The organism is Brevibacterium oceani (genome assembly GCF_017948325.1).
Classification (GTDB): Bacteria; Actinomycetota; Actinomycetes; order Actinomycetales; family Brevibacteriaceae; genus Brevibacterium; species Brevibacterium oceani.
In genome coordinates, this window is sequence record NZ_CP072846.1 from 4076788 (window position 1) to 4100710 (window position 23923).

Sequence of the window (23923 nt, forward strand, 5' to 3'; positions counted from 1 at the left end):
GGAAACCGGCCCCGATGTGTCGCGCCGATCGTCGATCAGGCCGAGGGGATGTCGAAGGTCGTTGTGAACTCCGGGACCTTCTCGTCGGTTCCCATCACCTTGCCGGCTCCGCGTTCGTAGCGGATCGTGTACGTGTCCTTCTTCTCATCGGGAATGTACGCGATCCAGCCCTGGTGGGTTCCGCCGTCGCGGCGTGAGACGTCCTCGAAGGGGTCGTAACCCGCGGCTCTCATCTCCTCCTTGAGGCCGTCCGTCTGGTCGTATCGGTATTCGGCACCACCGTCGTTGGAGATCTTGAACGCTCCCGACTGGATGAGTCCGCTGTACTTCTGTCCTGGGGTGATCTTGACCTTGAGGAGGACGACTTCACCGCCGAGTTCGATGGCCGTCGCTCTCTTGGACGAGTCGAAGTTCCGCACGGCCGAAAGCACCTCGATCTTGTCCTGCATCTCGGGATCCTCGAAGCTCTTCCCGATGCTGGCCTCCCCCTGACTGCCCGACGACTGCCCTGAGTCCGAGCCCGAGGACCCACTATCTGAAGTTCCGCCGTCCGCGCTGCTCGTCCCGGTGTCGGAAGCGGCTGTGCCATCATCGGCGCTCTCCGTGCCCGCGTCCGATGAGGAAGAGCCCGCGTCAGAGGCCGCCTCGTCGCCATTCGAATCCTGCGAGGCCTCGTCCTCACCGCTCGGCTGCTGACCATCGGCTCCGGCCTGTTCACCGGAGGTGCCGTCCTGGTCGGGCACCACCTGGTCGATGAGCGAGCAGCCGGAGAAAGCGAGGGTGCAGCTGAGCAGGGCGGCTGCTGTGAGAGCGGCGCGATTCGTGCGTTTCATGGTGACTCCTTGGAAGGTTCCTCGCACCCGGGAATCGACCACCCGAATGCCTGTGATGAAACCAACCTATGAGCCCGGCTCCGCCGAGATGTGCGCTCTGTGTGACAGAACAGCCACGCCTGTCATCGATCAGGCGCAGCGTGACTCTCAGCCGATGGAGTCGAGTTCAGGCATCGCTGATGAACGGGCGGGAGTCCCGCCTGCGCACGGCCGGGCGGATGTCTGTCCGACCCCTTCTGCGTATGGCGGGACGCCCGCCCGGGCGGATGTCCGCCCGACCCCGCCTGCGCCCGCCGGACCCCGCAGTCAGGCGGGGACGAGGTGCCTGTCCGCGTCCACCTCGGCGAGGGTCTTCTTCCCCATGCTGCGGGCGAGGAAGAGCGTGGGAACGCCGGCGACGACGATGACGACGGTCGCGTAGATCGCCGGAGCCAAGTTGATGCCGGTCGACGACATCAGCGCCGTGGCGATGAGCGGCGAGAGACCGCCGAAGAGGACGGTCGCGACGTTGTAGCCGATCGCCATTCCGGAGAATCGGCTCGTGCCGGTGAACTGCTCTGGCACCATGGCCGCGGCGACCGCGCTCCACCCGGCCGCGGGAATCGCGAGGAAGGCGACACCGAAGACCGCCCCACCTGAGGAGCTGCCGCCCAGCAGGGCGTATGCGGGAATGATCGTGAACACGAAGACGGCCATGAGCACGGCCAGGGCGGGTTTGCGGCCGAACCGGTCCGAGGCCAGACCGAAGAACGGGGTGACGACGATGGCGACGACGGCGGCCACGGTGCCCAGCGCCAGGGACCCGGAGTTCGGGACCTTCGCGACCTCTTCGATGTAGGTGGGCACGTAGGTGATGTTGAGGAAGTAGCTGACCGAGCCGATCGAGGAGATGAGGAAGGCGACGAGGATCGCCCGCGGCTGCTCGAGGATCGCGGTGATGAGCGGCGACCGTTCGAGCGCGGTGTCAGTCTTCTCCTTCTCCGCCTGCTGCAGCCGTTTGAAGGTCTCGGTCTCCTCCATCATCGACCGCAGCGGGACCATGAGGATCGCGAGCACGGCGCCGAGGACGAACAGCAGCCGCCATCCCCACGAATCCATCGCGTCGGAGCTGAGCGTGTTGGCCAGCAGCGCACCGGATCCGACCGCCAGGAGGGCTCCGACCTCGCTGTTGGCCGCCGCCCAGCTGGCGGCGAGTCCGCGCTTTCCCGGTCCGGCCGATTCCATGAGGAAGACCATGATTCCGGTGTACTCGGCGCCGACGGAGAACCCGGACAGGCACCGCAGCGTGACCATGAGGACGCCCGCCCAGATGCCGATCGTCTCATAGTTCGGGATGACAGCGATCCCGAGCATCGAGATGGCCATGAGGACCGCGGAGATGATGAGCGTGGAGCGTCGTCCGATCCGATCGCCGAGGTGGCCGAAGACCATCGCGCCCAAGGGACGGAAGAGGAAGCCTGCCGCACCCACTCCGAGAGTGAGCAGCAGAGAATCCGTCTGATCGCCGAAGAACTCCTTGGTCAGCGTCGTGGCGACGTAGAAGAAGATCGAGAAGTCGTACCATTCGACGACTGTGCCGAAGGCCGCAACGAACATCGAGCGACGGCGTCCGCGCTCACTCCTGCGCCGCTGCTCGGAGGTGGCACCTGAGGGAGTGGCCCCTGAAGAGGTGGGGTCTGAAGGGGTGTGCTGATCGAACTCTGACATCGTCGATTCCAGTTCGTCGGGAATATGCGATCGTGGGGTCGGTGCCGCTGGGGACAGGCAGCCGGATCGCTCGTCGTCCTGAGCGTACCAGTCGGGTGTGACATCGCGAACCGTTCACGACAGAACTTTTGCTACCGAACAGTAGCCAAGTGTCGGATCGGTGGCTACGCTCGATGACATGGAGAGATCAGCACCGCAGCCTCTGCACATTCCGGTCCGCAGCCGCCTCGGCGACGGGACCATCACCGGTCATCTCCTTCAGCCCGAGGTTTCGCCGCGCGGAGTGGTCACGATCCATCCGGCCACTGCGACGCCGGAGCGCTTCTACTTCTCCTTCGCCGATGCCCTCGTCGATCGCGGGTTCGCCGTGGTCACCTACCGGATGCGCGGGGTCGGCAGTCCTGCCGCGCGGACGAATCCGCGACTGCGCATGAGCGACTGGATCACCGAGGATGTTCCTGCCGTATCCGCGTGGACGGAGGAGAGGTTCCCCGGACTGCCGCAGTTCGCCCTCGGGCACAGCCTCGGCGGGCATGCCCTATTGCTCGGGTTCGGCGGTGAACGGCTGAGCGGCATCGTCACCGTCGCGACGCATCGGGCGGCGACCCGGGACATCATCACCCGTACCGAACGCATGCGCGTGCGCGCCATCCTCTCCGCCCTCGGTCCGGCGCTGACCCGGCTGCTCGGGTATGCGCCGGGTGAGCGGCTCGGCCTCGGGGAGGACATTCCGCGAGCGGCACTGCTCGAATGGTCGCACTGGGTGCGCAGGTCAGACTACTTCTTCGACATCCCCGAACTCTCCGCGGCAGCGCGGATGGCGCGGATGCGCACTCCCGTCCTCTCCGTCGGCGCCGCAGACGACCTGTGGAGGGCAGATCGACGAACTCGTCGATCGACTGCTCCTCGCCCCGGTCGAGCGTCGGACATTCAACGCTACCGAGCTCGGTGTCAGGAAGATCGGTCATCACGGGCTGATGCGCCGCTCGGTCGGCAGCGGGGCCTGGCCGGAGATCATCGGCTGGCTGGCAAGAGCCGCAGATGCGCGGGCCGCGGACGTGCAGGGCGCAGACTCGCAGGCCGCAGGTGTGGGGCCCGCGGACTCGCAGGCCGCATGTGCGCAGACGGCTGAGGCTCAGCCGGCAGGCACGCAGGCCGCACGTGCGCGGGCTGCACGTGCGCAGGAAATGAGCGCGCTGACACCCCACCGACCGGCGCGGGTCGGAACGTGACGTCCCGGTCCTCAGCGCGCGGTGAGGCCGAACAGCGAATCGGTGAACCGATTGCCGAACATCGCTTCCGGGTCCAGGCGGGCCCGCAGTGCACAGAAGTCGTCGAAGCGCGGGTAGAGTCCGCGCAGTCGGTCCGCGCCGAGGCTGTGGATCTTGCCCCAGTGCGGACGTCCGCCGTGGGCGAGCGCGATCCGTTCGACGACGCGGAAGTATTCGGCGAAGTCCTCCTTGTTGAACCGGTGGACGGCGATGTACATCGTCTCCCGACCCGAAGCCGTGGACAGCGGCACATCATCGGCGGCCGCGCACCGGACCTCGAGCGGGAAGGAGATCGACCACCCCTTGGCCTCGATCGCCGCCCGGATCTCACGGATCGCCTCGGTGCCGGCGGCGAAGGGCAGTGCGTACTCCATCTCGTTGAAGCGCACTCGGCGCGGGGTGACGAACACGTCGTGGCCGGGCGCCCGGTAGATCCGGTCCGAGACCACGGACTGGGCGATGCGGTTGATGGTCGGGACCGCGGCCGGGACCTTCGCTCCGAGCTCGACGGCCAGACGCAGGGCTCCGTTCTCCACGACCTCCTTGTCCAGGAGGTTGAGCCAACGGTGGCGCACCCCCGCCTCGGCGAGGTGGCCGGGCCCGGCCTGCCCTGGATCCACGCGGGTGTTCGTCTTCGTCAGCGCCGAATCGGTGTGTGGGAACCAGTAGAACTCGAAATGGTCGGCCGAGCGCATCCGCCCTTCGAGCCCGTCGAGGAGTTCGGCGAATCCGACCACCTTCTCCTCGGCGATGAGGTCGAAGGCCGGCACGCACTGGAGCTCGACCTCGGTGAGCACTCCGAGCACGCCGAGGCTGACCCGCGCGAGGTCGAAGACCTCGGATTCGTCCTCCGCGGACAGTTCGCGCACGCTGCCGTCGGGTCCCATCAGGGACAACCCGGTGATGGTGCCGGCGAACCCGGTGAATCCGAGGCCGGTGCCGTGCGTGCTCGTCGAGATCGCCCCGGCCAGCGACTGCGGGTTGACGTCACCCTGGTTGGCCAGGGCCAGACCGAAGGGTGCAAGGAGGCCCGGGATGTCGCGCAGCCGGGTGCCCGCGTGGAAGCGCACGCGCCGACGGTCCTCGTCGACGGCGACGATCCCGCTCAGTTCGTCGAGGTTGACCATGACGTCGTCACCCGCGGCGACCGGGGTGAACGAATGCCCGGCGCCGACGACGCGCAGTCGGTCACCGTCCGCGGAGGTGCGGGAGACGATCGCCGACAGCTCCCCCGCCGAGGTGGGGCTCAGGTACGAGTGCGGATGGGCATGGACGTGCCCGGACCAGTTCCGAAACGCCTGCCGGGTGTTCCCCGTTTCCACTGCGCTCACAGCACCAGCCCTTCTCCCCTGTACGTCGTCCAGGACTCGACCACTGTCGAACCCGAGACGACGAGGAATTCGTTGAAATGTTCCGCCAACTCCCCGGCCTTGGCATGCCTGAACCACACGAGGTCGCCGATGCGCAGATCCTCGACACCGGGCCCGGTCAGCGGCGTCTGCACCTCGCCGGGGCCCTCGAGGCCGGAGTATTCGAGCCCCGGCGGCCAGGCGATGGTCGGCAGGCGGTCGGCCCCGGGCACTCCCGAAGCGATGAAGCCGCCCTTGAAGACCGTCACCCAGCCGGGTGCGGGGCGGCGCACGACCGGGGTGACGAAGAAGGCGGCGGGACGGTGGCGGAAATGCGTATAACCATCGAAGAGCCCCGGCGAGAACAGTCCGGACCCGGCCGCGAGTTCGCTCAGAGTGCCTTCGACCGCACTCGATTCGAAGGAGCCGGTTCCCCCGCCGTTGACGAATTCGAGGTCGGCGACCTCGCGGACGGCTGCGATGACCGCGGCCCGGCGCTTCGCGAGCTCAGCGATCGAGGCCTTCTGCATGCGACGGACGATGGCCTGTCTGGCCGAGCGTCCGGCATCGCCGGTGCCGGCGATCTGCCCCTCGTAGAACATCAGACCGACGAGGTCGAAGCCGGGCCGAGCAGCGACCTGCCGGGCCAGGGCGACCGCGGAATTCTCGTCGCGGATCGGCGAACGCCGCGAGCCGATGTGGAACCGATCGCCCATCCAGGCCTCGGCCAGTCGGAAGGAGGCGTCGACGTCGATGCACACCCGCACCGAGGCGGCAGTCGCCTCGGCGGGGTTCGGCTGCGTCGTCCGAGCCTCTGGCGTCGTGCGCGGATCCTCCGCGGTCGGTACGGACTCCGGTCCCGCCTCGGCGCGGGGGCCTGCGAGGAAATCGCGGACCGCGTCGATGATGTCGAGGTGGGCCACGGAATCGATCATCACGGTGATGTTCGTACACGCCCCCACCTCGGCGAACATCCGCGCCAGCGCGCGCTTGTCGAGGCTCGGATAGCCGATGACGATGTCATGGACGCCGCGCGCGTGGAGGTGAAGCGCCTCGGGCACGGAGTACGCGAGCACGCCGGAATACGCGGGATGGGCCAGCGCGCGGTCGATGGCCGCGGGCACCCGCAGGGACTTCGAGGCCACCCGGATCGGCAGCCCGCGGGCACGGTCGGCCAGGGCATCGAGGTTCGCGTCGAAGGCCCCGAGGTCGATCACGGCGGTCGGTGCTCCCGTGCCGTCCATCGCACCACGCAGATCACTCGAAACCATGTCAGATAGTCTATCCGCACATGACCTACGTCATATGGGAAGGAATCCGATGAGATCCGAAACCACCACCACAGCACCGCGCACCGAATCAGCCGCCGAGGCGGCCGCCACCCGGTCTGCGACGGGCACCAGGCCTTCCGCCTCAGGCACTGCCCGGTCCGCGACGGGCCCCGACCGGACGAGCACTTCCCGGTCGGGCACCGCCCCGTACACCGCAGCGCTGCGGGACTTCCTTGCCACGGATCCATATGCCGAGGCCTCCGGGTCGGGCGAGCGCGAGCGCGGCGTCGTGCCGTTCACCGGCGAAGAGGTCGTTCGGTTCGCCCGGAACACCCCCGCCGACGTCGAGGCCGCCTATCGGACCGCCCGCATCGCCGCCTCGGCCTGGGCCGCCCAGTCCGTCGAGCACCGGACCAAGGTGCTCATGCGGCTGCACGACTCGCTGCGTCGGCACGAGGACCTGCTGCTCGACATCGTGCAGTACGAGTCCGGCAAGGCCCGCATCCACGCCTACGACGAGGTTCTCGACACCTACAACGTGCTGCGCCACTACGGTGTGATGGCCGCGAAATACCTCCGTCCCGAGCGTCGACGCGGGGCGATCCCGGTCCTCACCCGCACCGAGGTGACCCACACACCCCTCGGCGTGATCGGCTTCATCACCCCGTGGAACTACCCGCTGACCTTGGGCGCGACCGACCTGTTCGCGGCCCTGACCGCCGGCAACGCCGTCGTCCACAAACCCGATTCGTCGACGACCCTGACCGCGATCTTCATGCGACGGCTGGCGATCGCCGCGGGCCTGCCGGCCGAGCTGTGGCAGCTCGTGCCCGGCCCCTCCTCCGAGATCGGGTCCGCGATCATCGCCGGTGCTGACGGGGTCTCGTTCACCGGGTCGACGGCCGCGGGACGGTCGATCGCCGCGGAGACGGGACAGCGTCTGCTGCCGACCGCGCTCGAGCTCGGCGGCAAGAACCCGATGGTCGTGCTCTCCGACGCGGACCTGCCGAAGGCCGTCGAAGGTGCCGTGCGCGGGTCGTTCTCCTCGGCCGGTCAGCTGTGCATCTCGGTCGAGCGCATCTACGTCCACGAGGACCTCTATCCGGAGTTCTGCTCCCGTTTCGCCGAGGCGGCCCGCGCCCTGACCCTGAGCGCCGAGTTCGCGTACGGGCCCGGGATGGGATCGTTGGGCGGGCCGAAGCAGTTCGAGAGGGTCGGCGCCCATGTCGAACAGGCGCGCGGCGCCGGTGCCACGGTCATCGCCGGCGGGCACCCGGTGCCCGAGGTCGGCCCGTACTTCTACGCCCCGACCGTGCTCACCGATGTTCCCGCTTCCGCCGAACTCTACCGTGAGGAGACGTTCGGCCCCGTCGTGTCCGTCTACCCGGTGTCCTCCGACGCCGAGGCGGTCGCGGCGGCCAATGACAGCGAATACGGCCTCGCCGCAGTCGTGTACTCCCGCTCCCGCGGGCGCGAATATGCCCGGCAGATCGAGGCGGGGATGATCAACGTCAACGAGGTCTACCCGGCCAGCTGGGGATCCGTCGACGCCCCTGCCGGCGGAGTCAAGGCCTCCGGGCTGGGCCACCGGCACGGGATCGACGGCATCCACCAGTTCATGCACACGCACACCATCGCCGAGCAGCGGCTTCACCCGATCGCCCCGACGTCGGTGCTCGATCAGAAGAAGTTCGCGGGCCTCATGTCCGGGGCGCTGTCGGTGATGAAGGCCCTGCGGATGAAGTAAGGGCTGGGCCTGCGGGCAGTGGACCCGCATCCGGAGCGGGGCACCACCTCGGCGAGAAGTGGTCACGATCGGACACTTCCCCAAATCTAGGTCGCTATCGGACATTTCTGACGCTGAAAAATGTCCGATAGCGACCTATGTTTCGGCCCGAGCCAGCCCAATCAGGCTCGGTTATCGCGAATGCGGTCGAAGAATTCGTGCGCGACGGGCACGGCCGCCTCGGCGCCGAATCCCCCGTCCTCGACGAGCACGGCCACGGCCAGATCTCCTTGGAACCCGGCGAACCACGAATGCGTGCGCGGCGGGGAGTCATCGCCGTATTCGGCGGTACCGGTCTTGCCGTGCACATCCTTGCCCGGGACGTCCTTGAGGTCGGTGGCGGTGCCGTCGGTGACCGCGCGGCGCATCATGTCCTTCAGCTCCTTCGCCGCGTCCGCGTCGAGCTGCGGGGCGTCGGCTGATTCGTCGGCATCCTCACCGGACGTGCCTCCTCCGCCGTCGGTGCCGCCTGCCCCGTCACTTCCGCTGCCTGCCGAACCCGCTCTGTCTTCGAGTGCATCGCCGAGGACGAGCTGCGGAGTCACGGTCTCCCCTGCGCTCACCGAGGCGGCCATCGTCGCCACGGCCAACGGGCTCGCCTGCACCTTGCCCTGACCGATCATCTGTGCGGCATGGGTGACGGTGTCATCGTCGGTCGGGACCGAGGCCATCGTCGCTCCGATGCCCAGCGCTCCGGCGCTGTCCTTCTCTGACCCGGCACCGCCCTTCTCTGACCCGGCACCGCCCTCATCTTTCCCGGCGCCGTTCTTATTCTTCCCCGCCCCGCTTTCACCCTTTTCAGCCCCGTACGTCATGCCGAGTTGGGCGGCCGCGGCGGCCACCTCGGCGCCGGTGACCTTCTCTCCGGAGGACACGAAGGCGGTGTTACAGGAGTGGGCGAAGTCCTCGGCGAAGCTGACGGTGCCGAGAACTTCGTCCTCGGCATTCTTGAATCTCTTGCCGCCGATGGTCGCTGTCTTCGGGCAGGCGATGTCGTCATCGGGTTTCACCCCGGATTCGAGGAGGGCGAGACCGGAGGCGATCTTGAAGACCGAACCGGGAGCGTACCGGCCGGTCAGCGCCCGATCCCACGCCGCGCCCTTCGGATCGTGATTGGCCACGGCCAGGACGTGACCGTCGCTGGGCCGGATGACGACGACGGCGGCCGGCTTCTTCGCGGTCGCGGCCGCCTCGTCCGCGGCGTCCTGGGACTTCACGTCGAGGGTGGTCTCGAGGTCCTCGCCGTCCTTCTGTGCGAAGGCGTGCAGACTCGTCAGCTTCGTCTTCCCGCCCTTGTCGTCGGTCGAATCCCCCTTGGCGAAGACCTCGACGCTGCCGGGTCCGGCGAGGCGGTCATTGAACGATTTCTGCAGTCCCGTGCGTCCGACGACGTCGCCGGCGATGATCTCGCCGTCGGATTTCTTGATGTCATCGGCGCTGGCCTGCCCGGTCGATCCCAGGGTGGCTTGGGCGAAGCCGCGGCTGCGGGTCAGGGTCTGGCTGCTGTCGGAGAAGAGGACGCCGGGCAGGTCGTGGATGTCGTCCTTGACGTGCGTGTAGTCGTCTTCGCGCAGGGTGACGACGGGGACGAGCTGATTGCCCTCGGCCTTGTCGACCGTGTCATCGAGGTCGTCGGCGTCGAGGTCGAGGGAGTCGACGCCGTCATTGAGCTTCTTCACGAGGGTGCTCAGGGTGTCGGGTTCGAGCCGGTTCGGGTGGACTCCGATGTCGACGACCTTCCCCTCTTCCATGAGGACTTCATCGTCGGCGCCGAGGATCTTTCCGCGCTTGCCCGGATTCGCCCGCAGTTCGAAGCTGCCGCCTTTGCCGAGCTTCGGGTGGATGGCCCTCTCGGTGAGGTCCGCCCACCAGAACAGGCCGTGCTTCTCCAGCGGCAGCTCGGAACTGTACCTCCAGGCCTCACCATCGAAGTTCGCCCAGGTCCAATCGAGTGTCGCCACCGTCTGGCCGTCGGACTCCGTCACGTCATCGACGGTGACCGAGCGCAGATCGACTCGTTTGCCCAAGGACTTCGTGACCCGGTCGAAGGTGCCTTGGGCCAGTTCCTTCTCATGCCAGATATCGGATGACGGCTGTTCTTCGGCGAGATCGCGGGCCGCGGCCTCGGCTGCGGTGGAGGCCAGCATCGGAAGTCGGAGGATCGCGAAGACACCGGCACCGGCGAGGAGGACGAGGACAAGGGCGATGGCCAACCAGACTCGCGACTTCTTCGACATAGGTCCATCCTCTACCGAGGTTTCTGCAATGTCTATTGCTACGGTGCCGTCGGTTGGGGTTCACGGTCGCAAGGAGCATGCGGCCGTAGGTGGGCGAAATGGTCGCCTGGCAGGACCTGTGGACCAGAATGCCCACCTGGCGCAGACGAGCGGGAGGCAGACGCCGCGAGTTCGAACGCGCCCGGTTCAGTTCGCGCCTGGTTCAATTCGCCCCCGGTTCAGTTCGCGCCCGGTTCAGTTCGCGCCGGGCTCAGTTCGCGTCGGCGACGACGGTGTATTCGAGGACGGGGCGGCCCGCCGCACCGTAGCGGGGACGACGTTCGAGCATGCCCGCGTCGGCCATGGATTCGAGGTAGCGGCGGGCGGTGACGCGGGAGACTCCGAGACCTTCGGACACCTCGGCGGCGGACTGGCCGGGATTGTCGCCCAGCAGCGTCTTCACCTCGTCCTGCACCGCATCCGGCACGCCTTTCGCGGTCGCGGCAACGGTGTGGGTGCGCAGCGCCGAGATCGCCTTGTCGACCTCGGTCTGGGTGACTTCACCTTCGTTCGAATCCCCGCCGAGGCGGTTGCGGAAGGACGAATACGCCTCGAGTTTGGACTTGAAGACGGGGAAGGTGAAGGGCTTGATGATGTACTGCGCGACCCCATAGGACAGGGCCTCCTGCACGATCTGCATGTCCCGGGCGGCGGTGACGGCGATGATGTCCACGTCGACACGCTGGCCCCGGATGGCACGGCAGACCTGCAGTCCGTGCCCGTCGGGCAGATTCATATCCAGGAGCACCAGGTGGATGCCCGCGGGGTCGAGGCCGTAGATCTGGCCCGTCAGAGCGGCCATCGCCTGAGTCGCATTCTTCGCCACTCCCGCGACGTGATAGCCGTCGAGGCGATCGAGGTACTTCGCGTGAGCACGCGCAGCGACCACCTCGTCCTCGACGACGAGCACTCCGATGCTCGACTCAGGAATGGTTGTGTCTGACATGCCGCCAGTCTAGCCAACCCCTCCGCGCCGCGGCGGCGGTTTGTGTTCCAGCCTGGGCACACCGCCCGCACCGGTTCCTCGAGACATCATTCTCCGTGGACTCCGCCCGCACCGACGTTGGCATCCGGCAGCCACACCGTGAGCACCGCGCCCTTGAACCGGTCGCACTCCTCACCGCGGCCCTGCACGTCGACGGCCCCGCCGAGGCGGCGGATCGCCTGCACCACCAGCGACAGCCCGACTCCGCGGGTTCCCGTCTGCTGACGGCCGAGTCCCTGGTCGGTCTCGACGCCGTCGTGTTTGGTCGACCAGCCGCGTTCGAAGATCGCATCGAGGTGCTCCTCGTCGATGCCCGGCCCGTCGTCGCTGACCTCGATCGTGAATCCGCCGGGACCGCCCGAACCGGACAGGTGCACATGCACGCGCTTGTCCTCGGACAGCACGTCCTGCCTGCTCAGTGCGTCGAAAGCATTGTCGATGAGGTTGCCCAGGATCGTCGCGAGATCCCGGTCGTCCCCGCCGAGGTTGCCCGTGAGATCCGCGGTGTCGACCGTCATCTCGATGCCCACCTCGGCGGCTTGGGCGATCTTCGACAGCAGCAGGGCGGAGAGGACGGGGTGGTCGAAGGTCATCGATCCGTCCCCGTTGACCCGGTTGAGATCGTCGATGTCCTTGGCCGCGAAGTCGATGGCCTCATCGACGTGCCCCGTTTCGAGCAGGGACACGACCATGTGCAGCCGGTTCGCGTATTCGTGGGTCTGGGCGCGCAGGGAGTCCGAGAACGAACGGACGGAGACGAGTTCGCCGGAGAGCTCGGCCAGTTCCGTATGGTCGCGCATGGTTACGACCCAGGTGTCGCTGGCTGCGTCGGTCGGCTGCTGGTTGACCACGAGCACCCGAGCGTCCGTGTAGTGGATCTCGTCGCGGGCCCACCGCCCGGAGGCGAGCAGATCGTGGAGTTCCTCGGGCAGGTCGAGTTCGTCCAAGGGCATCTCCGCCGCCGAGGTGGGGGCCGGGTTCGCGTCCCCCGCCGGGGCTGCGTCCCTCGCCGGGGGTGCGTGGCCTGCCGGGCCGGGATCTCCCGCCGCGCCGGCCCCGCCCTCCGGGACGCCATCCGCCGCGCCGGACGCATCCGAGCTCGCCGCCCCCTCCCCCGCGGGCAGGCCGAGCAGTTCGCGGGCATCGGCATTGATGAGCACGATTCCGCGTGACCGATCGACCAGCAGGAGACCTTCGGAGACTGCCTTGAGCACCGAGGAGTAGAAGTCGAGCATGCTCTTGAGCTCCTCGGCGCCGTAGTCGCCGGTGACCCGCCGCAGACCGCGGGAGGTCACCCACGACGAGCCGATCCCGAGGACGAGGGTGAGCACGGCGATGCCGATGAGCCATTGGCCCTGGGGCAGAAAGCCCTCCCGGACCGTATCGGCGGAGGCCCCGACGATGACGGCGCCGACCACGGTGTCGGGCCCCACCTCGTCGGCACCGACGTGTTCGGCGTGGACGGGGGTGATGACGTACATGGTGCCGTCACCGGGACCGCCGTCGTCGATGAATCGCACGCTCGAACGGCCGTCCTTGATCGCATCCTCATCGACGGACTGGGCGAGCTGGTCGATCGAATCCTCGGGGATCTTGCCGGAGTTCGCCGAGGCGATCTTGTCCTCGAGCGCCTGCTGCCGATCCGGCGAGCCGAGGGTCGGCGGAGTGAGCAGGTAGTCTATGGGTACGACAGCGGCGACGTCGAAGCCGTACTGGCTGATGACATTGCCCAGCATGGTCCCGACATCGGCCCGGGACTCGGCGTCGAGGAAGTCGTCGTTGCCGGCCTCGCCGGTGCCCACGAGGCCCAGCGACATCGACATGTTGTCCGCCGCCGATCGCAGCAGGTCCTGTTCCCGCTTCGTGTTCAGCTGGGAGAGCTGGATGTAGAGGAGACTCGTCGTGAGCACCATGATGCCCACGAGCATGACCGAGTTGCCGAACATGATCCGGCCGGCCACGCCGAGGCGGAACCACCGGCTCGCGACACCCGCCGATCCGGCGAATCCCTTCGACAGCACGGTTCGCTTCTCCTTGGGCATGCGTCCCATTGTGCCACCGCTCACCGGCCCTCGGCCGGGGTTCTACAGGGCCAGGCTGATCGGTCCGGCGGGCACCGCCGAGCACACGAGCACCTCGTCGTCATCGATCCGGGCGGCCGGCTCGACCGGGTAGAGCACCGACCCTGCCGCCAGGGACACCGCGCAGGTGCCGCACGAACCGCCGCGACATGAACTCGGCGAACGGAATCCGCGCGCCTCGAGGGACTCGAGCAGGGTGCCCTCCTTGGGCTCCCAGATGAAGCTCGTCCCCGAGTTCTCGAGCGTCACCTGGGCGGGCGAGCATCCGGCGATGACTTCGCTCATGCCCGTGTTCGGAGACGCGAAGGTTTCCTGGTGGACGGCCGGGACCCCCGCCTCGTCGGCGGCGGCCAACACGGCCGCGGTGAAGTCGCGGGGCCCGCAGACCATGACGTTGTCACATCCGGCGACCCAGTCGACGAGCTCGCGGTGGCTCGGCCGTCCGGCGGTCGCGGTGTCACGGTGATGTGTCTCGACGGGCACGGGTCCGGCGTGGGCGCGGTCCTGCAGGCGGTTCCACAGGCAGGCGGTGCGGTGGTCGCGGTCGACGTGGAAGAGGCGGATCCGATCGGTGGCGGGTAGGTCTGCCAAGCCGTCGCCGCGCAGCAGCCCGAGGCTCGGGGTGATGCCGATTCCGGCGGTGACCAGCGCCGTCGTGCCGCCGAAGACGCGGGAGGAGGTCATCGTTCCGTGCGGTCCGGAGGTGAGGACGGATTGCCCGGCCTCGAGTGCGGCCACGGCACGGGAGCCCTTGCCCTGGGTGCGCACGGCGATGCGGACGATGTCCTCGTCGACGTCGGTGATCGTGTAGGTCCGCCAGAACGGGGCGCCGAGGTCGAGATGGACACGCAGATTGGTGCCCGGCTCGTCGAATTCGCGGATCCAGCCGAGGTCGTCGCGCAGGGCCACCTCGACGATGTCGTTGCAGATCTGCCGTTTGCCCGTCACGGTCATGAACCGCGGTGTGCGTGCGACCTTGACCAGTTCGCGCGGGGCCGGGCCTTCGACGGTGATCTCGTCACCGACGGCGACGCCCCCGGTGTCGAGGATCTGCCCGTAGATTCCGCAGTGCAGGTGCCCGCAGGCGGAGTTGAGGAGTCGTGGGACGTTGACGTCGACCTCGGTGGTGGTCGGGTTGACGGTGGTCGCCGGGCAGCGTTCGATCGTCGAGCGGATCGCGAGTCTCACCCCGCCGAGGCGGATGACCTGCCCGATGAGCGCGAACTCCTCGAATGGTTCGAGGCCCTCGACGAGGACGTTCCCGCGGAAGCGCAGAGGGTCGAGGCCGGCGGGGCCGTGCGCAGCAGAATCAGTGAGGCCGAGCGCCGCACGGCCCTCATCGGTGTCGGCGATCGCGGCGACCGTGGCCGGGTTGATGATCGAGATCCCCGACTTCTGCGAGTCGAACATCCCTTGGTCCGCGGCCGCCAGCACCCGCGGGAAGTCACCCTGAGGGGGTATCCGTTCGGACAGGAATTCCGCCGAGGCGGCCCTGCCCTCCCGATCGTCCGTGTCGAAGGTCGTCGACTCTCCGTGCGGATCGGTCAGCGTCACGGTCGCGGCCTCGGGGCCGGCAGCCTCGGCGAGAGAGACCCCGCCCCGCTGGGCGGGATCGGTCGTCGAATCGGACTCGGCCACGTGGGCGAGAGAAGCCCCACCCGGCTGGGCGGGATCGGTCGTCGATTCGGACTCGGCAGCCTCGGCGAGAGAAACAGACACCTGCCATCTCTGCAGGTCGGTGTCGTTCTTCAGCACCGTGAAGGCGGAGTACGAATGCCAGGTGTCGTCGGGGATGTCGAGGCTGCCGTTTGTGAACGCGGCGACGCGGTCACCGCGGATTCCGCGGTCCTTGACGACGCGGGCCGCGGTGAGCTCCTCGGCGGGGAATCCCTTGACCGGGAAGCGGAACAGGCTGGCAACACGCATACCTCCGATTGTAGGAGTCGGCGCGCACGCGGGAGTCATGGTGAGACCAAACGCACAGCCGCCTCGGCGCGGGACTCCCTTGATTCATACCCTATAGGGGTATACGGTGTCATCATGACTGAGTATCATGGATACACCCCGCAGAAGGACGCTCTCGCGCGGAGGATGAAGCGGATCGAAGGTCAGGTCCGCGGCATCGGGAAGATGATCGATGACGACAAGTACTGCATCGACATCCTCACCCAGGTCTCCGCCGCGACAGCCGCGCTGCACGCGGTCTCCATCAACCTCCTCGAAGAGCACATCGCTCACTGCGTGGTCGACGCCGCCTCATCCGGCGACGACGAAGCCGCGCGGAAGAAAATCGAGGAGGCATCAGCCGCCATCGCCCGCCTCATCAAGAGCTGAGCCAGCCGGAGCTGACCTCCCCTGGGACTCAAGCTGACTTGGCTGAGATCGGGCACCTCATCGCTGAATGGAGTACACACAATGACCACCACGACCATCACCGTTTCGGGCATGACCTGCGGACACTGCGAAGCCGCGGTGAAGGAAGAACTCGGCGCGCTGGACGGCGTCACCGACGTCGCCGTCGATCTCAACCCCGGGGGCGAGTCCCCGGTGACGATCACCTCGGCGGCCGAACTCGATGATGCGGCGATCCGTGCCGCTGTCGACGAGGCCGGCTACGAGGTGAAGTGATGCCGCGCGAGGTCGAACTCGACATCACGGGAATGACCTGTGCGTCCTGCTCGGCGCGGATCGAGAAGAAGCTCTCCCGCCTCGGCGGGGTCACCGCGGAGGTCAACCTGCCGCTGGAGACCGCGCACGTGGTCATCGACTCCGATCTCCACGACGACGAGATCACCGCCGCCGTCGCGAAGGCGGGATACGGGGCGACGGTCCGCGGACCGGCCGGGGGCTCGGAAGGTTCCGGGGATTCGGGTGAGTCCGACGGTTCGGATGATTCCGGGCCGGAGATCGTCGACTACGATCCCCGCCACCTGCGTCCGCGCTTCATCGGTTCGCTCATTCTGGCCGTGCCGATCGTCGCGATCTCTATGGTCATGGGATGGCACTTCGCCGGTTGGCAATGGATCGCCGCCATCCTCGCCCTGCCAGTGGTCACGTGGGGCGCCTGGCCGTTCCATACGGCGGCGTTCAAGGCCGCGCGCGGCGGGTCGACGACGATGGACACGCTGGTCAGCGTCGGCATCATCGTCGCCAGCGGCTACTCCTATGTCACGCTCGGCCGCGCACTGGCCGAGGGCTACGGCTGGAACGTACCCGGTCACTATCACGTGTGGTTCGAAGCCGCCGCGGCGATCACGGTGTTCCTGCTCATCGGCAAGCTCACCGAGGATCGCGCGAAGACCCGGGCGACGGCCGCGCTCAAGGCGCTGCTCGATCTCGGCGCGAAATCCGCGACGGTGTTGCGCGCGGCCGGCACTTCTGACTCGCCGGACGGGGACTCGAACGGAGCGGTTCCGGCGGCAAGCGCGGGCAATCCCGGTGCCGAGGCGAGCGCGAGCGGCCCCGGTGCCGAGGCGAGCGCACGCAGTTCCCGCACCGAGGTGGAGGTGCCGATCGACCAGCTCCGCGTCGGGGATGTCTTCCTCGTCCGTCCGGGAGAGAAGATCGCCACCGACGGTGAGGTGCAGAACGGCCATTCGGCCGTCGACGAGTCGATGCTCACCGGCGAATCCGTGCCCGTCGAGGTCGCCCCGGGCGACAGCGTCACCGGTGCCACGATCAACACGTCGGGAGTCCTTGAGGTCAGAGCCTCCCGGGTGGGTGCGGACACGACGCTCGCGGCCATGGCCGACCTCGTCAGCCGCGCCCAGACCGGGAAGCCGGCGGTGCAGCGTCTGGCCGATCGGATCTCGGCCGTGTTCGTGCCGATCGTCTTCGGCATCGCCGTGCTCACGCTGCTGATCTGGGGGCTGACCACCGGCGAGTGGGCGATGGGCCTGCATGCTGCGCTCACGGTCCTCATCATCGCCTGCCCGTGTGCGCTGGGACTGGCGACGCCGACTGCGCTGGCCGTGTCCTCGGGGCGCGGATCCCAGTTGGGCATCCTCGTGTCCGGGCCGGAGGCGCTCGAGTCGACGCGTTCGATCGACACCGTCGTGCTCGACAAGACCGGAACCCTGACCACCGGCGTGATGAGCCTGACCGGTTCCGAACTCTCGGCACGTGACTTCGCGACGCTGGCGCAGCTGGAGTCACGCAGCGAACATCCCATCGCCCGCGCGATCGTCGATGCGGCTGCCGCGGATCTCAGTGCGTCCGCAGATCGCAGTGCGTCCGCGGATCTCGACATTGGAGCGTCGCTCACCGACTTCGAGAACATTCCCGGCGGCGGACTGCGTGCGACGATCGACGGCGCCGAGGTGCTCGCCGGTCGTCCGGACCTGCTGCGTGAGCGCGGCATCACGGTCGACTACGCGGCCGAGTCGGTTCCGCGCGGAGCCACGATCATCGCGCTGGCGATCGACGGCGAGTTCCGGGGGCTGAGCTTCGTCGCCGACGAGGCCAAGCCGTCCGCGGCGGAAGCGATCGCCGAGCTGCATTCGCTCGGACTCGACACCGTGCTGCTGACCGGGGACAACGCCCAAGCCGCCGAGGTGGTCGCCGAGTCGCTCGGCATCGACGAGGTGCGCGCCGATGTCCGCCCCGAAGGCAAGGTGTCCGTGATCGCCGAACTCCAGCAGCGGGGTCGGGCCGTGGCGATGGTCGGCGACGGCATCAATGATGCCGCGGCCCTGGCCGGAGCCGACCTCGGCATCGCGATGGGTTCGGGCACGGATGCGGCGATGGCGGCCTCGGACATCACGATGGTGAAGTCTGATCCACGGCAGATCCCGCAGGCGATTCGGCTCTCGCGCAGAACGCTCGGGCTCATCAAGGGCAATCTGTTCTGGGCCTTCGCCTACAACACGGCTGCGATTCCGCTCGCGGCCTTCGGCCTGCTCAATCCGATGATCGCCGGGGCCGCGATGGCGTTCTCATCGGTGTTCGTCATCCTCAACAGCCTCCGCCTCCTCCGGTTCCGCTGAGGTCGCTGATGGCAGACGCAGGCCCGGGCCGGGCCGAGTAAGCCTGGACCGGGCAGCGCCGGGCCGGCCGGACTGAGCCGGTTGAGCCGAGCCGGACTGAGCCGGGAATGCACGGACTCAGGACGGACCCACCGTCCACTCGGATAAGAATTTCGAGGGAAGGGAATGTTGGATTTCGCTACCGAAACCGACATTCCCTTCCCTCGAAAATCACGTGGATGGGACGGCCCGGGGAACGGAGACGCCTGGTGGAACCGGGCCCGAGGAGCGGTCGCGCGCCTGGGAGGACCCGGGTGTGGGAGGGTGCGGGCTTTACCGCAGGACCGGGAAGGACTGGTCCTTGTTCTGCGTGTCCTTGCGCATCACCCAGTTGAGGAAGCTCGCGAAGGCTGACACGATGACGAAGGCCGCGCCCGCGTAGATGAAGGCGTTGCCGAAGGCGCGTCCGTCCTGCCATGCGCGGGTCACGATGAGCGCGAGGATGAGGGTCACGATTGCGCAGACGACGCCGACCTTGATCGCGTCCTTGTACGACACGGTGCTCGTGGGCTTGCCGCCTGAGGACTTCTTCTTCGGGGTGTTCGTTGGCGCCATGCCTCCATCCTACCGATCCCACCTGAGAACAGTCCCATTCCGTGGCCGAGATCATCGCCGCCACCCGGTCCATCCCCGCCCCTCCACGTCCGCCGAGGCGGCCCGGACGAGTCGTCGACCCCGCCCCAGCAACTTCGCCGAGGCGGCCCACCCCGAACCGATCCGGAACGCGTCCCCGTCTCGCCGCTCCTTCTTCCGACCGCCGCCCCGCCACACCCTCGGCCATCCCCGACCTGGCGCCCTCGCCGAGGTGGCACCAAGTCGCCTTGAGACTCGCGAACACCGCCCGACCGCAGGTCATACCGGTGCGATCCGACTCGCCTGCACAGCTCATCGGGTGGACTACTCGCCCCGAACAGGCAAAAATGAGTGTGTGTCCATCCCCTCTCGACACGCCTCCGGGGAGGCGTTGCGCCCAATTCTCACCGGCCAGGCCCCGCCTGGTCGCGAACAGCGCGCCGGCACCGCCCACCCCACTATCGTCACCACCCGACCCAGCGTCACCACTGCTCACTCCCGCATCCGCAACCCCCGCGCCGCCACTCACCCGCCCGCCGCGCTGCGGACCTTCGCGACCGTCCTGCTCATCGCCGTCATGGTCTTCACCGTCACGGCCTGCGGACCCGACCGCGGTCTCAAGGTCTCCCCCGAAGCCCACCCCTCGCCGTCTCTCTTCGCACCCGACAAGAAGAACTCCGGCCCGCCGGACGCACCGTTCTCCCTCAAGGAGATCCGCGAACTCATCGTCGACTCCTCGGGAGTCGCGGTGGCCGGGAGCGCCCCTGAGACGGCGAAGGTCGTCGATGACTGTGACAAGTGCCTGAAATTCTCCACCCCGTTCCTCAACGGCAAGAAGAAGTTCCAGCTCGTCACGGTGGCCAATCCGAAGCAGATGGACGAGACCATCGCCGGTGCAGTGATCAGCAAGCACGACGGAGAGCCTCGCCTCGAACTCATCGCCACAGGCAACCAGCTCACGCTCAGCCCCGGCAAGAGGGGCACAGTGGTCGTGCAGGAGGCGATGTTCGCCGATGGGGACGATGCCTGCTGCCCGTCGGGGTGGTCGGTGCAGGTCTTTCGCCTGCATGACGGTAGGTTTGAACCGGGTCAACGCCTCACGCGGCTTAATGGAGAAACGTAATGCATATTGTTCTGGTTGAAGATGACGAGGTCATCCGCGAAACGACCCAGATCGGGCTCGAACGCTTCGATTACACGGTCTCGGCATTCGCCGACGGCCGCGAGGGGTACGAATTCGTCTCCGCCAACGGCGCCGACGTCCTCCTCCTCGACCTCATGCTGCCGACGATGAACGGCGCCTCCATCTGCCGTGCCGTGCGCGAACGCTCGACGATCCCGATCATCATCATCTCCGCCCGCTCCGACGCCATCGACATCGTCCAGGCTCTCGAGGCCGGGGCCGACGACTACCTGACCAAACCCTTCGACATGCAGGTGCTCAACGCCCGTATCCGCGCCGTCGTCCGCCGCTTCATCACCACCGGCACCGACAAGCTCGGCTACTCCCCCGCCCCCGAGGCGGCCGATGAGCACGAGACCGTGATCGGCCCCGGCGGCATGGTCACCGGTGACGGCATCCCCGAGGTCCTCGGTGCCAGCCCCGGGATGGACACGAGGGACCGACTGCGAGCGCAGCTCGAATCCGATGACACCTACCTCGGCGCGGGTGGGAAATTCACCACCGGCCCAGAGGCCGACGAGGAGGAGGCCATCGGCGGTGATGCCGGCGTTCCTCCGCGTCCGAACGGGGCCCCGTCCGTGCAGCCGGGAGCTGTGCAGCCCGGGTCCGCCGACGACGGACTCGGTCCGTTCCGCACCCGGCTGGGCTCACTCGTCCTCGACACCGGGCGTCTGACCGTCGAGATCGACGGCGAAGAGGTTCACCTCACTCCGACCGAGCTGCGTGTCCTCCTGCTCCTGACCGAACAGCCCGAACACGTGTACTCCCGTGAGAAGATCGCATTCACGGTCTGGGGATACGAATGGGCCGGTGACTCCCGCGTCGTCGACGTCCACATCCAGCGCCTGCGGAAGAAGATCGGGGCGAGCATGATCGAGACCGTGCGCGGATTCGGATACCGCTTCGCAGGCTGATCGCATGTCGCTGCGTTGGAAGATCTCACTCCTCATCGTCGCCTCGGTGATCATCGCCGTCCTCTCGTGCTCGATCGTGCTCCGCCAGTCCGCGGCCCGGGCCGAGGACGATCGGATGCGCTCGACGGTGACCGAACAGCTGACGAACGCGACCAACATCTTCTCCGAAACCGGCGTGCTCACTCTCAACGCCCGCATCGACGACCCGCAGCTGCCCAAGGATGCGCGTGCTTCGGCGCTCAAGGGCCAGTCCGTGACGATCCGGTCCAAGGTCGACGGCGAGGAGATCGTGTGGGCTGCCGCTCCCATCGAGGTCGGCAAGTACACCCAGGTGATCTCCGTGCGGGCCTCGACGAAGGACAGTCAGGAGCTCATCGGCCGCATCGACCAGGCGCTGCTGGTGGGCATGATCGGTTCGGCGCTCGTCGTCGGCGGCGTCGGCTCGATCGTCGCCGGGCGCATCTCCCGGCGGCTGACCCTGGGCGCGCAGGCCGCCCGCAAGATCGCCGGCGGTGACACGTCGACGCGCATCGCCGACGTCATCGACGAATCCGACCAAGAGGTCTGGGCGTTCGCCACCGCGGTGGACACGGCCGTGGCCAGGCTGACCGAGCGCATCGACTCCGAGCAGCGCTTCACCGCCGACCTCGCCCACGAGATGCGCACCCCGCTGACCGGCCTGGTCAACGCGGCGAATCTGCTCGAAGAGGACTCCCGCCCGGCCGAACTCGTCAAGGACCGCGTCCAGCGCATGCAGATCCTCGTTGAGGACCTCCTCGAGGTCTCCCGCCTCGACGCGGGACGGGCCAACCCCGAGTTCACCCGCGTCGACGTCGACCAGGCGATCCGGTCGCTGCTGGGCACGATGGAGGCCTCCGGTGCCCTGGCCGGGCACACGATCGACACGCACATGGCGGCCCTCAACTCGACCCTGGTCACCGATGTCCGCCGCTTCGAACGCATCATCTCGAACCTGCTCGTCAACGCCATCAAGCACGGCGGCGACCCGATCCGCCTGGAGACGAGCACCCGCAGCATCATCGTCACCGACTCCGGCTCCGGCTACCCGCCCGACATCGTCAACACCGGACCGACCCGCTTCGTCTCCGCCGGCGGAGGAGGCATGGGCCTCGGCCTCGTCATCGCCCAGGGCCAGGCCCGCCTGCTCGGCATCACGCTGGTCTTCAGCAATGATCCCGTCACCGGCGGCGCCCGCACCGAGGCGATCTTCCCCGACGAAGACGCCCAGGATCGCGCCCTCACGCAGTACATGGAGAGCAAAACAGAATAACCTCGCCGAGGTGGCCCTCCCCGCCTCGACGTGTGTCTCATCACTTAAATATGACAGTTTGTAAATATGACCGTTACAATTTTGTGATGTTGTGTTGAAGCAGTCGGGACGTCCGGCAGCCTCGACGAGTCAGCGGCACACACGGAGAGTTATGTCAGAGTCATCCTCGAACGCGGAAGCACCAGTGCGTCGACGGGATCTGCACAGGCGACGGTCCTCGTCCCTGTTCTCACGCCATCGCACTTCGGACCGCAGCGGTGCGACGCCGGTCGCCCCCGCAACTGCGCCCTCCACTGACACCGAACGCGACATCTCTTCTCCCGCCGCCGCTCCCGAAGCGCCGGCTGCCGCTCCCTTCTCCCCGCGCCGCGCCGCAATGGCCGCCGAGGCTCGCGCGGAAACACCCTCGCCGCGACGTACCGCCATGGCCAAGGAGGCCGCCGAGCCGCGGTCGTCCTCGACTTTCGGATCCCTCGGCACCGCAGGTTCCCGCAAGGTCCGCGCCGGCGATGCCGGAGCCCGCGGATCCGACGGTGTCCTCCTCAAGTCCGTGCGCAAGCAGAGGCTGCGCACTGTATCGACACTGGCCGCCGTCTCCGTGGCCGGAGCCGCAACCGCGGCGACGGTGCTCATCAACAACCTCGGCGGTGGGGCCGAAGTCAAGACCGACCCCACGGCCGCCGGCGAATCCGCAGCCATCAGCCCGGAGAAGGTCGACGCTCAGGTCGACGACTCGAAGGGCAAGTCCTCGATCGAGATCGGCGCGCCGAGCGCGAAGCAGAAGAACGTCGAGGCGGCCAGCCGTGCGATCAAGAAGAGCGCGCTGCCCGGCTGCGACGAGAAGCAGGACTTCGACAAGTCCGTCGGCAACGGCGAACTGCCCGACGAATGGCTCTGCGATCTGGGCAAGGAAGACCACCAGCTCCGCGCGGACGCTGCTGTCTCCTTCGCGAAGATGAACGCCGCCTACAAGAAGGACACCGGCAAGGAGTTCGAGATCACCGACTCCTACCGTGACCTGGACGGTCAGCTCTCCGTCGCAGGCCGCAAACCGGGACTGGCCGCCAAGCCGGGAACCTCGTTGCACGGCTGGGGCATCGCCCTCGACCTCGGCGGCGGAGTCGCATCGAAGACCGGAGCCTGGAGCTGGCTGGTCGAACACGGTGACGAATACGGGTGGGAGAATCCAGACTGGGCGAAGTCCTCCAAGTACGAGCCGTGGCACTGGGAGTACACGCCGGCCCGGAAGTCGATCAAGGGCAACTGAGCCGCGCCGTCCTGATCCCGGGTCCGAGCACGGGCTCCATGCCGAAGCGAGCACGGGATCCAGATCCCCTGTCTCACACCGCTGATCTCAGCGCGGACCGGCCTCGCCTCTC

General features: G+C 67.7%; 18 protein-coding genes. 9 read left to right on the top strand and 9 right to left on the bottom strand.

Features of this window, described 5'->3' with window-relative positions:
* Positions 1-35 precede the first annotated feature (35 nt).
* Together J9314_RS18070 and J9314_RS18075 are read right to left on the bottom strand one after the other, a co-directional pair.
* A complete protein-coding gene (locus J9314_RS18070; RefSeq protein ID WP_210603669.1) occupies positions 36-833 on the bottom strand; it encodes a transcriptional regulator in 798 nt (265 codons plus the stop codon).
* Between the two features lie 306 nt (positions 834-1139).
* The gene (locus J9314_RS18075; RefSeq protein WP_210603670.1) at positions 1140-2540 is read right to left on the bottom strand and encodes an MFS transporter; all 1401 of its coding nucleotides are present in this window, start codon (positions 2538-2540) and stop codon (positions 1140-1142) included.
* Between the two features lie 178 nt (positions 2541-2718).
* Here J9314_RS18075 and J9314_RS18080 point away from each other — a divergent pair, with 178 nt between their 5' ends.
* Positions 2719-3672 (top strand): alpha/beta hydrolase family protein, encoded by a 954-nt coding sequence (locus J9314_RS18080; RefSeq protein WP_210603671.1) that lies wholly within the window; start codon positions 2719-2721, stop codon positions 3670-3672.
* Positions 3673-3783: 111 nt separating this feature from the next.
* Here J9314_RS18080 and J9314_RS18085 read toward each other — a convergent pair whose 3' ends face one another.
* On the bottom strand, positions 3784-5142 hold the full coding sequence (locus J9314_RS18085; protein ID WP_210603672.1) for a D-arabinono-1,4-lactone oxidase: 1359 nt from the start codon (positions 5140-5142) through the stop codon (positions 3784-3786).
* A complete protein-coding gene (locus tag J9314_RS18090) occupies positions 5139-6431 on the bottom strand; it encodes an amino acid deaminase/aldolase (protein WP_210603673.1) in 1293 nt (430 codons plus the stop codon). Before J9314_RS18090 ends, J9314_RS18085 begins: the two co-directional genes overlap by 4 nt.
* 49 nt (positions 6432-6480) lie before the next feature.
* Here J9314_RS18090 and J9314_RS18095 point away from each other — a divergent pair, with 49 nt between their 5' ends.
* Complete coding sequence (locus J9314_RS18095) at positions 6481-8178, top strand: succinic semialdehyde dehydrogenase (RefSeq protein ID WP_210603674.1); 1698 nt, start codon at positions 6481-6483, stop codon at positions 8176-8178.
* A gap of 161 nt (positions 8179-8339) precedes the next feature.
* On the opposite strand, the gene J9314_RS18100 is transcribed toward J9314_RS18095, so the two are convergent.
* The 4 genes from J9314_RS18100 to J9314_RS18115 all read right to left on the bottom strand — a co-directional run bounded on the left by J9314_RS18100 (position 8340) and on the right by J9314_RS18115 (position 15485).
* Positions 8340-10454, bottom strand: coding sequence for a penicillin-binding transpeptidase domain-containing protein (locus tag J9314_RS18100; RefSeq protein WP_210603675.1), 2115 nt, complete (start codon positions 10452-10454; stop codon positions 8340-8342).
* Positions 10455-10704: 250 nt separating this feature from the next.
* Complete coding sequence (locus J9314_RS18105; RefSeq protein WP_181275146.1) at positions 10705-11439, bottom strand: response regulator; 735 nt, start codon at positions 11437-11439, stop codon at positions 10705-10707.
* Between the two features lie 86 nt (positions 11440-11525).
* Positions 11526-13520 carry a sensor histidine kinase gene (locus J9314_RS19360; protein WP_210603676.1) on the bottom strand — a complete coding sequence of 665 codons (1995 nt, stop codon included), beginning with the start codon at positions 13518-13520 and terminating at the stop codon, positions 11526-11528.
* 42 nt (positions 13521-13562) lie between these two features.
* The gene (locus J9314_RS18115) at positions 13563-15485 is read right to left on the bottom strand and encodes a 2Fe-2S iron-sulfur cluster-binding protein (RefSeq protein WP_210603677.1); all 1923 of its coding nucleotides are present in this window, start codon (positions 15483-15485) and stop codon (positions 13563-13565) included.
* A 114-nt stretch (positions 15486-15599) separates the two neighbouring features.
* On the opposite strand from J9314_RS18115, the gene J9314_RS18120 reads away from it, so the two are divergent.
* The 3 genes from J9314_RS18120 (at position 15600) to J9314_RS18130 (ending at position 18544) form a co-directional block, all read left to right on the top strand.
* Positions 15600-15893, top strand: coding sequence for a metal-sensitive transcriptional regulator (locus tag J9314_RS18120; RefSeq protein WP_210603678.1), 294 nt, complete (start codon positions 15600-15602; stop codon positions 15891-15893).
* Positions 15894-15974: 81 nt separating this feature from the next.
* A complete protein-coding gene (locus tag J9314_RS18125) occupies positions 15975-16187 on the top strand; it encodes a heavy-metal-associated domain-containing protein (RefSeq protein ID WP_210603679.1) in 213 nt (70 codons plus the stop codon).
* On the top strand, positions 16187-18544 hold the full coding sequence (locus J9314_RS18130; protein ID WP_210603680.1) for a heavy metal translocating P-type ATPase: 2358 nt from the start codon (positions 16187-16189) through the stop codon (positions 18542-18544). The genes J9314_RS18125 and J9314_RS18130 overlap by 1 nt, the downstream gene beginning before the upstream one ends.
* Positions 18545-18856: 312 nt before the next feature.
* On the opposite strand, the gene J9314_RS18135 is transcribed toward J9314_RS18130, so the two are convergent.
* Entirely contained in the window at positions 18857-19138 is a 282-nt protein-coding gene (locus J9314_RS18135) for a hypothetical protein (protein ID WP_210603681.1), read from the bottom strand.
* A gap of 373 nt (positions 19139-19511) precedes the next feature.
* Between J9314_RS18135 and J9314_RS18140 the strand changes: the two genes are divergently transcribed.
* From J9314_RS18140 to J9314_RS18155, 4 genes are all read left to right on the top strand, one after another.
* Positions 19512-20279 (top strand): hypothetical protein, encoded by a 768-nt coding sequence (locus J9314_RS18140; protein WP_246490495.1) that lies wholly within the window; start codon positions 19512-19514, stop codon positions 20277-20279.
* A complete protein-coding gene (locus tag J9314_RS18145; protein WP_210603682.1) occupies positions 20279-21253 on the top strand; it encodes a response regulator transcription factor in 975 nt (324 codons plus the stop codon). Before J9314_RS18140 ends, J9314_RS18145 begins: the two co-directional genes overlap by 1 nt.
* A 4-nt stretch (positions 21254-21257) precedes the next feature.
* A complete protein-coding gene (locus J9314_RS18150) occupies positions 21258-22544 on the top strand; it encodes a sensor histidine kinase (RefSeq protein ID WP_210603683.1) in 1287 nt (428 codons plus the stop codon).
* 151 nt (positions 22545-22695) lie between these two features.
* Positions 22696-23811, top strand: coding sequence for a M15 family metallopeptidase (locus tag J9314_RS18155; protein ID WP_210603684.1), 1116 nt, complete (start codon positions 22696-22698; stop codon positions 23809-23811).
* Positions 23812-23923 lie beyond the last annotated feature (112 nt).

Coding starts and splice junctions, on each gene's coding strand:
- J9314_RS18070 (WP_210603669.1), bottom strand. CDS start 833: ATGAAACGCACGAATCGCGCCGCTCTCACAGCAGCCGCCCTGCTCAGC.
- J9314_RS18075 (WP_210603670.1), bottom strand. CDS start 2,540: ATGTCAGAGTTCGATCAGCACACCCCTTCAGACCCCACCTCTTCAGGG.
- J9314_RS18080 (WP_210603671.1), top strand. CDS start 2,719: ATGGAGAGATCAGCACCGCAGCCTCTGCACATTCCGGTCCGCAGCCGC.
- J9314_RS18090 (WP_210603673.1), bottom strand. CDS start 6,431: ATGGTTTCGAGTGATCTGCGTGGTGCGATGGACGGCACGGGAGCACCG.
- J9314_RS18095 (WP_210603674.1), top strand. CDS start 6,481: ATGAGATCCGAAACCACCACCACAGCACCGCGCACCGAATCAGCCGCC.
- J9314_RS18100 (WP_210603675.1), bottom strand. CDS start 10,454: ATGTCGAAGAAGTCGCGAGTCTGGTTGGCCATCGCCCTTGTCCTCGTC.
- J9314_RS18105 (WP_181275146.1), bottom strand. CDS start 11,439: ATGTCAGACACAACCATTCCTGAGTCGAGCATCGGAGTGCTCGTCGTC.
- J9314_RS19360 (WP_210603676.1), bottom strand. CDS start 13,520: ATGCCCAAGGAGAAGCGAACCGTGCTGTCGAAGGGATTCGCCGGATCG.
- J9314_RS18115 (WP_210603677.1), bottom strand. CDS start 15,485: ATGCGTGTTGCCAGCCTGTTCCGCTTCCCGGTCAAGGGATTCCCCGCC.
- J9314_RS18120 (WP_210603678.1), top strand. CDS start 15,600: ATGACTGAGTATCATGGATACACCCCGCAGAAGGACGCTCTCGCGCGG.
- J9314_RS18125 (WP_210603679.1), top strand. CDS start 15,975: ATGACCACCACGACCATCACCGTTTCGGGCATGACCTGCGGACACTGC.
- J9314_RS18130 (WP_210603680.1), top strand. CDS start 16,187: ATGCCGCGCGAGGTCGAACTCGACATCACGGGAATGACCTGTGCGTCC.
- J9314_RS18135 (WP_210603681.1), bottom strand. CDS start 19,138: ATGGCGCCAACGAACACCCCGAAGAAGAAGTCCTCAGGCGGCAAGCCC.
- J9314_RS18145 (WP_210603682.1), top strand. CDS start 20,279: ATGCATATTGTTCTGGTTGAAGATGACGAGGTCATCCGCGAAACGACC.
- J9314_RS18150 (WP_210603683.1), top strand. CDS start 21,258: ATGTCGCTGCGTTGGAAGATCTCACTCCTCATCGTCGCCTCGGTGATC.
- J9314_RS18155 (WP_210603684.1), top strand. CDS start 22,696: ATGTCAGAGTCATCCTCGAACGCGGAAGCACCAGTGCGTCGACGGGAT.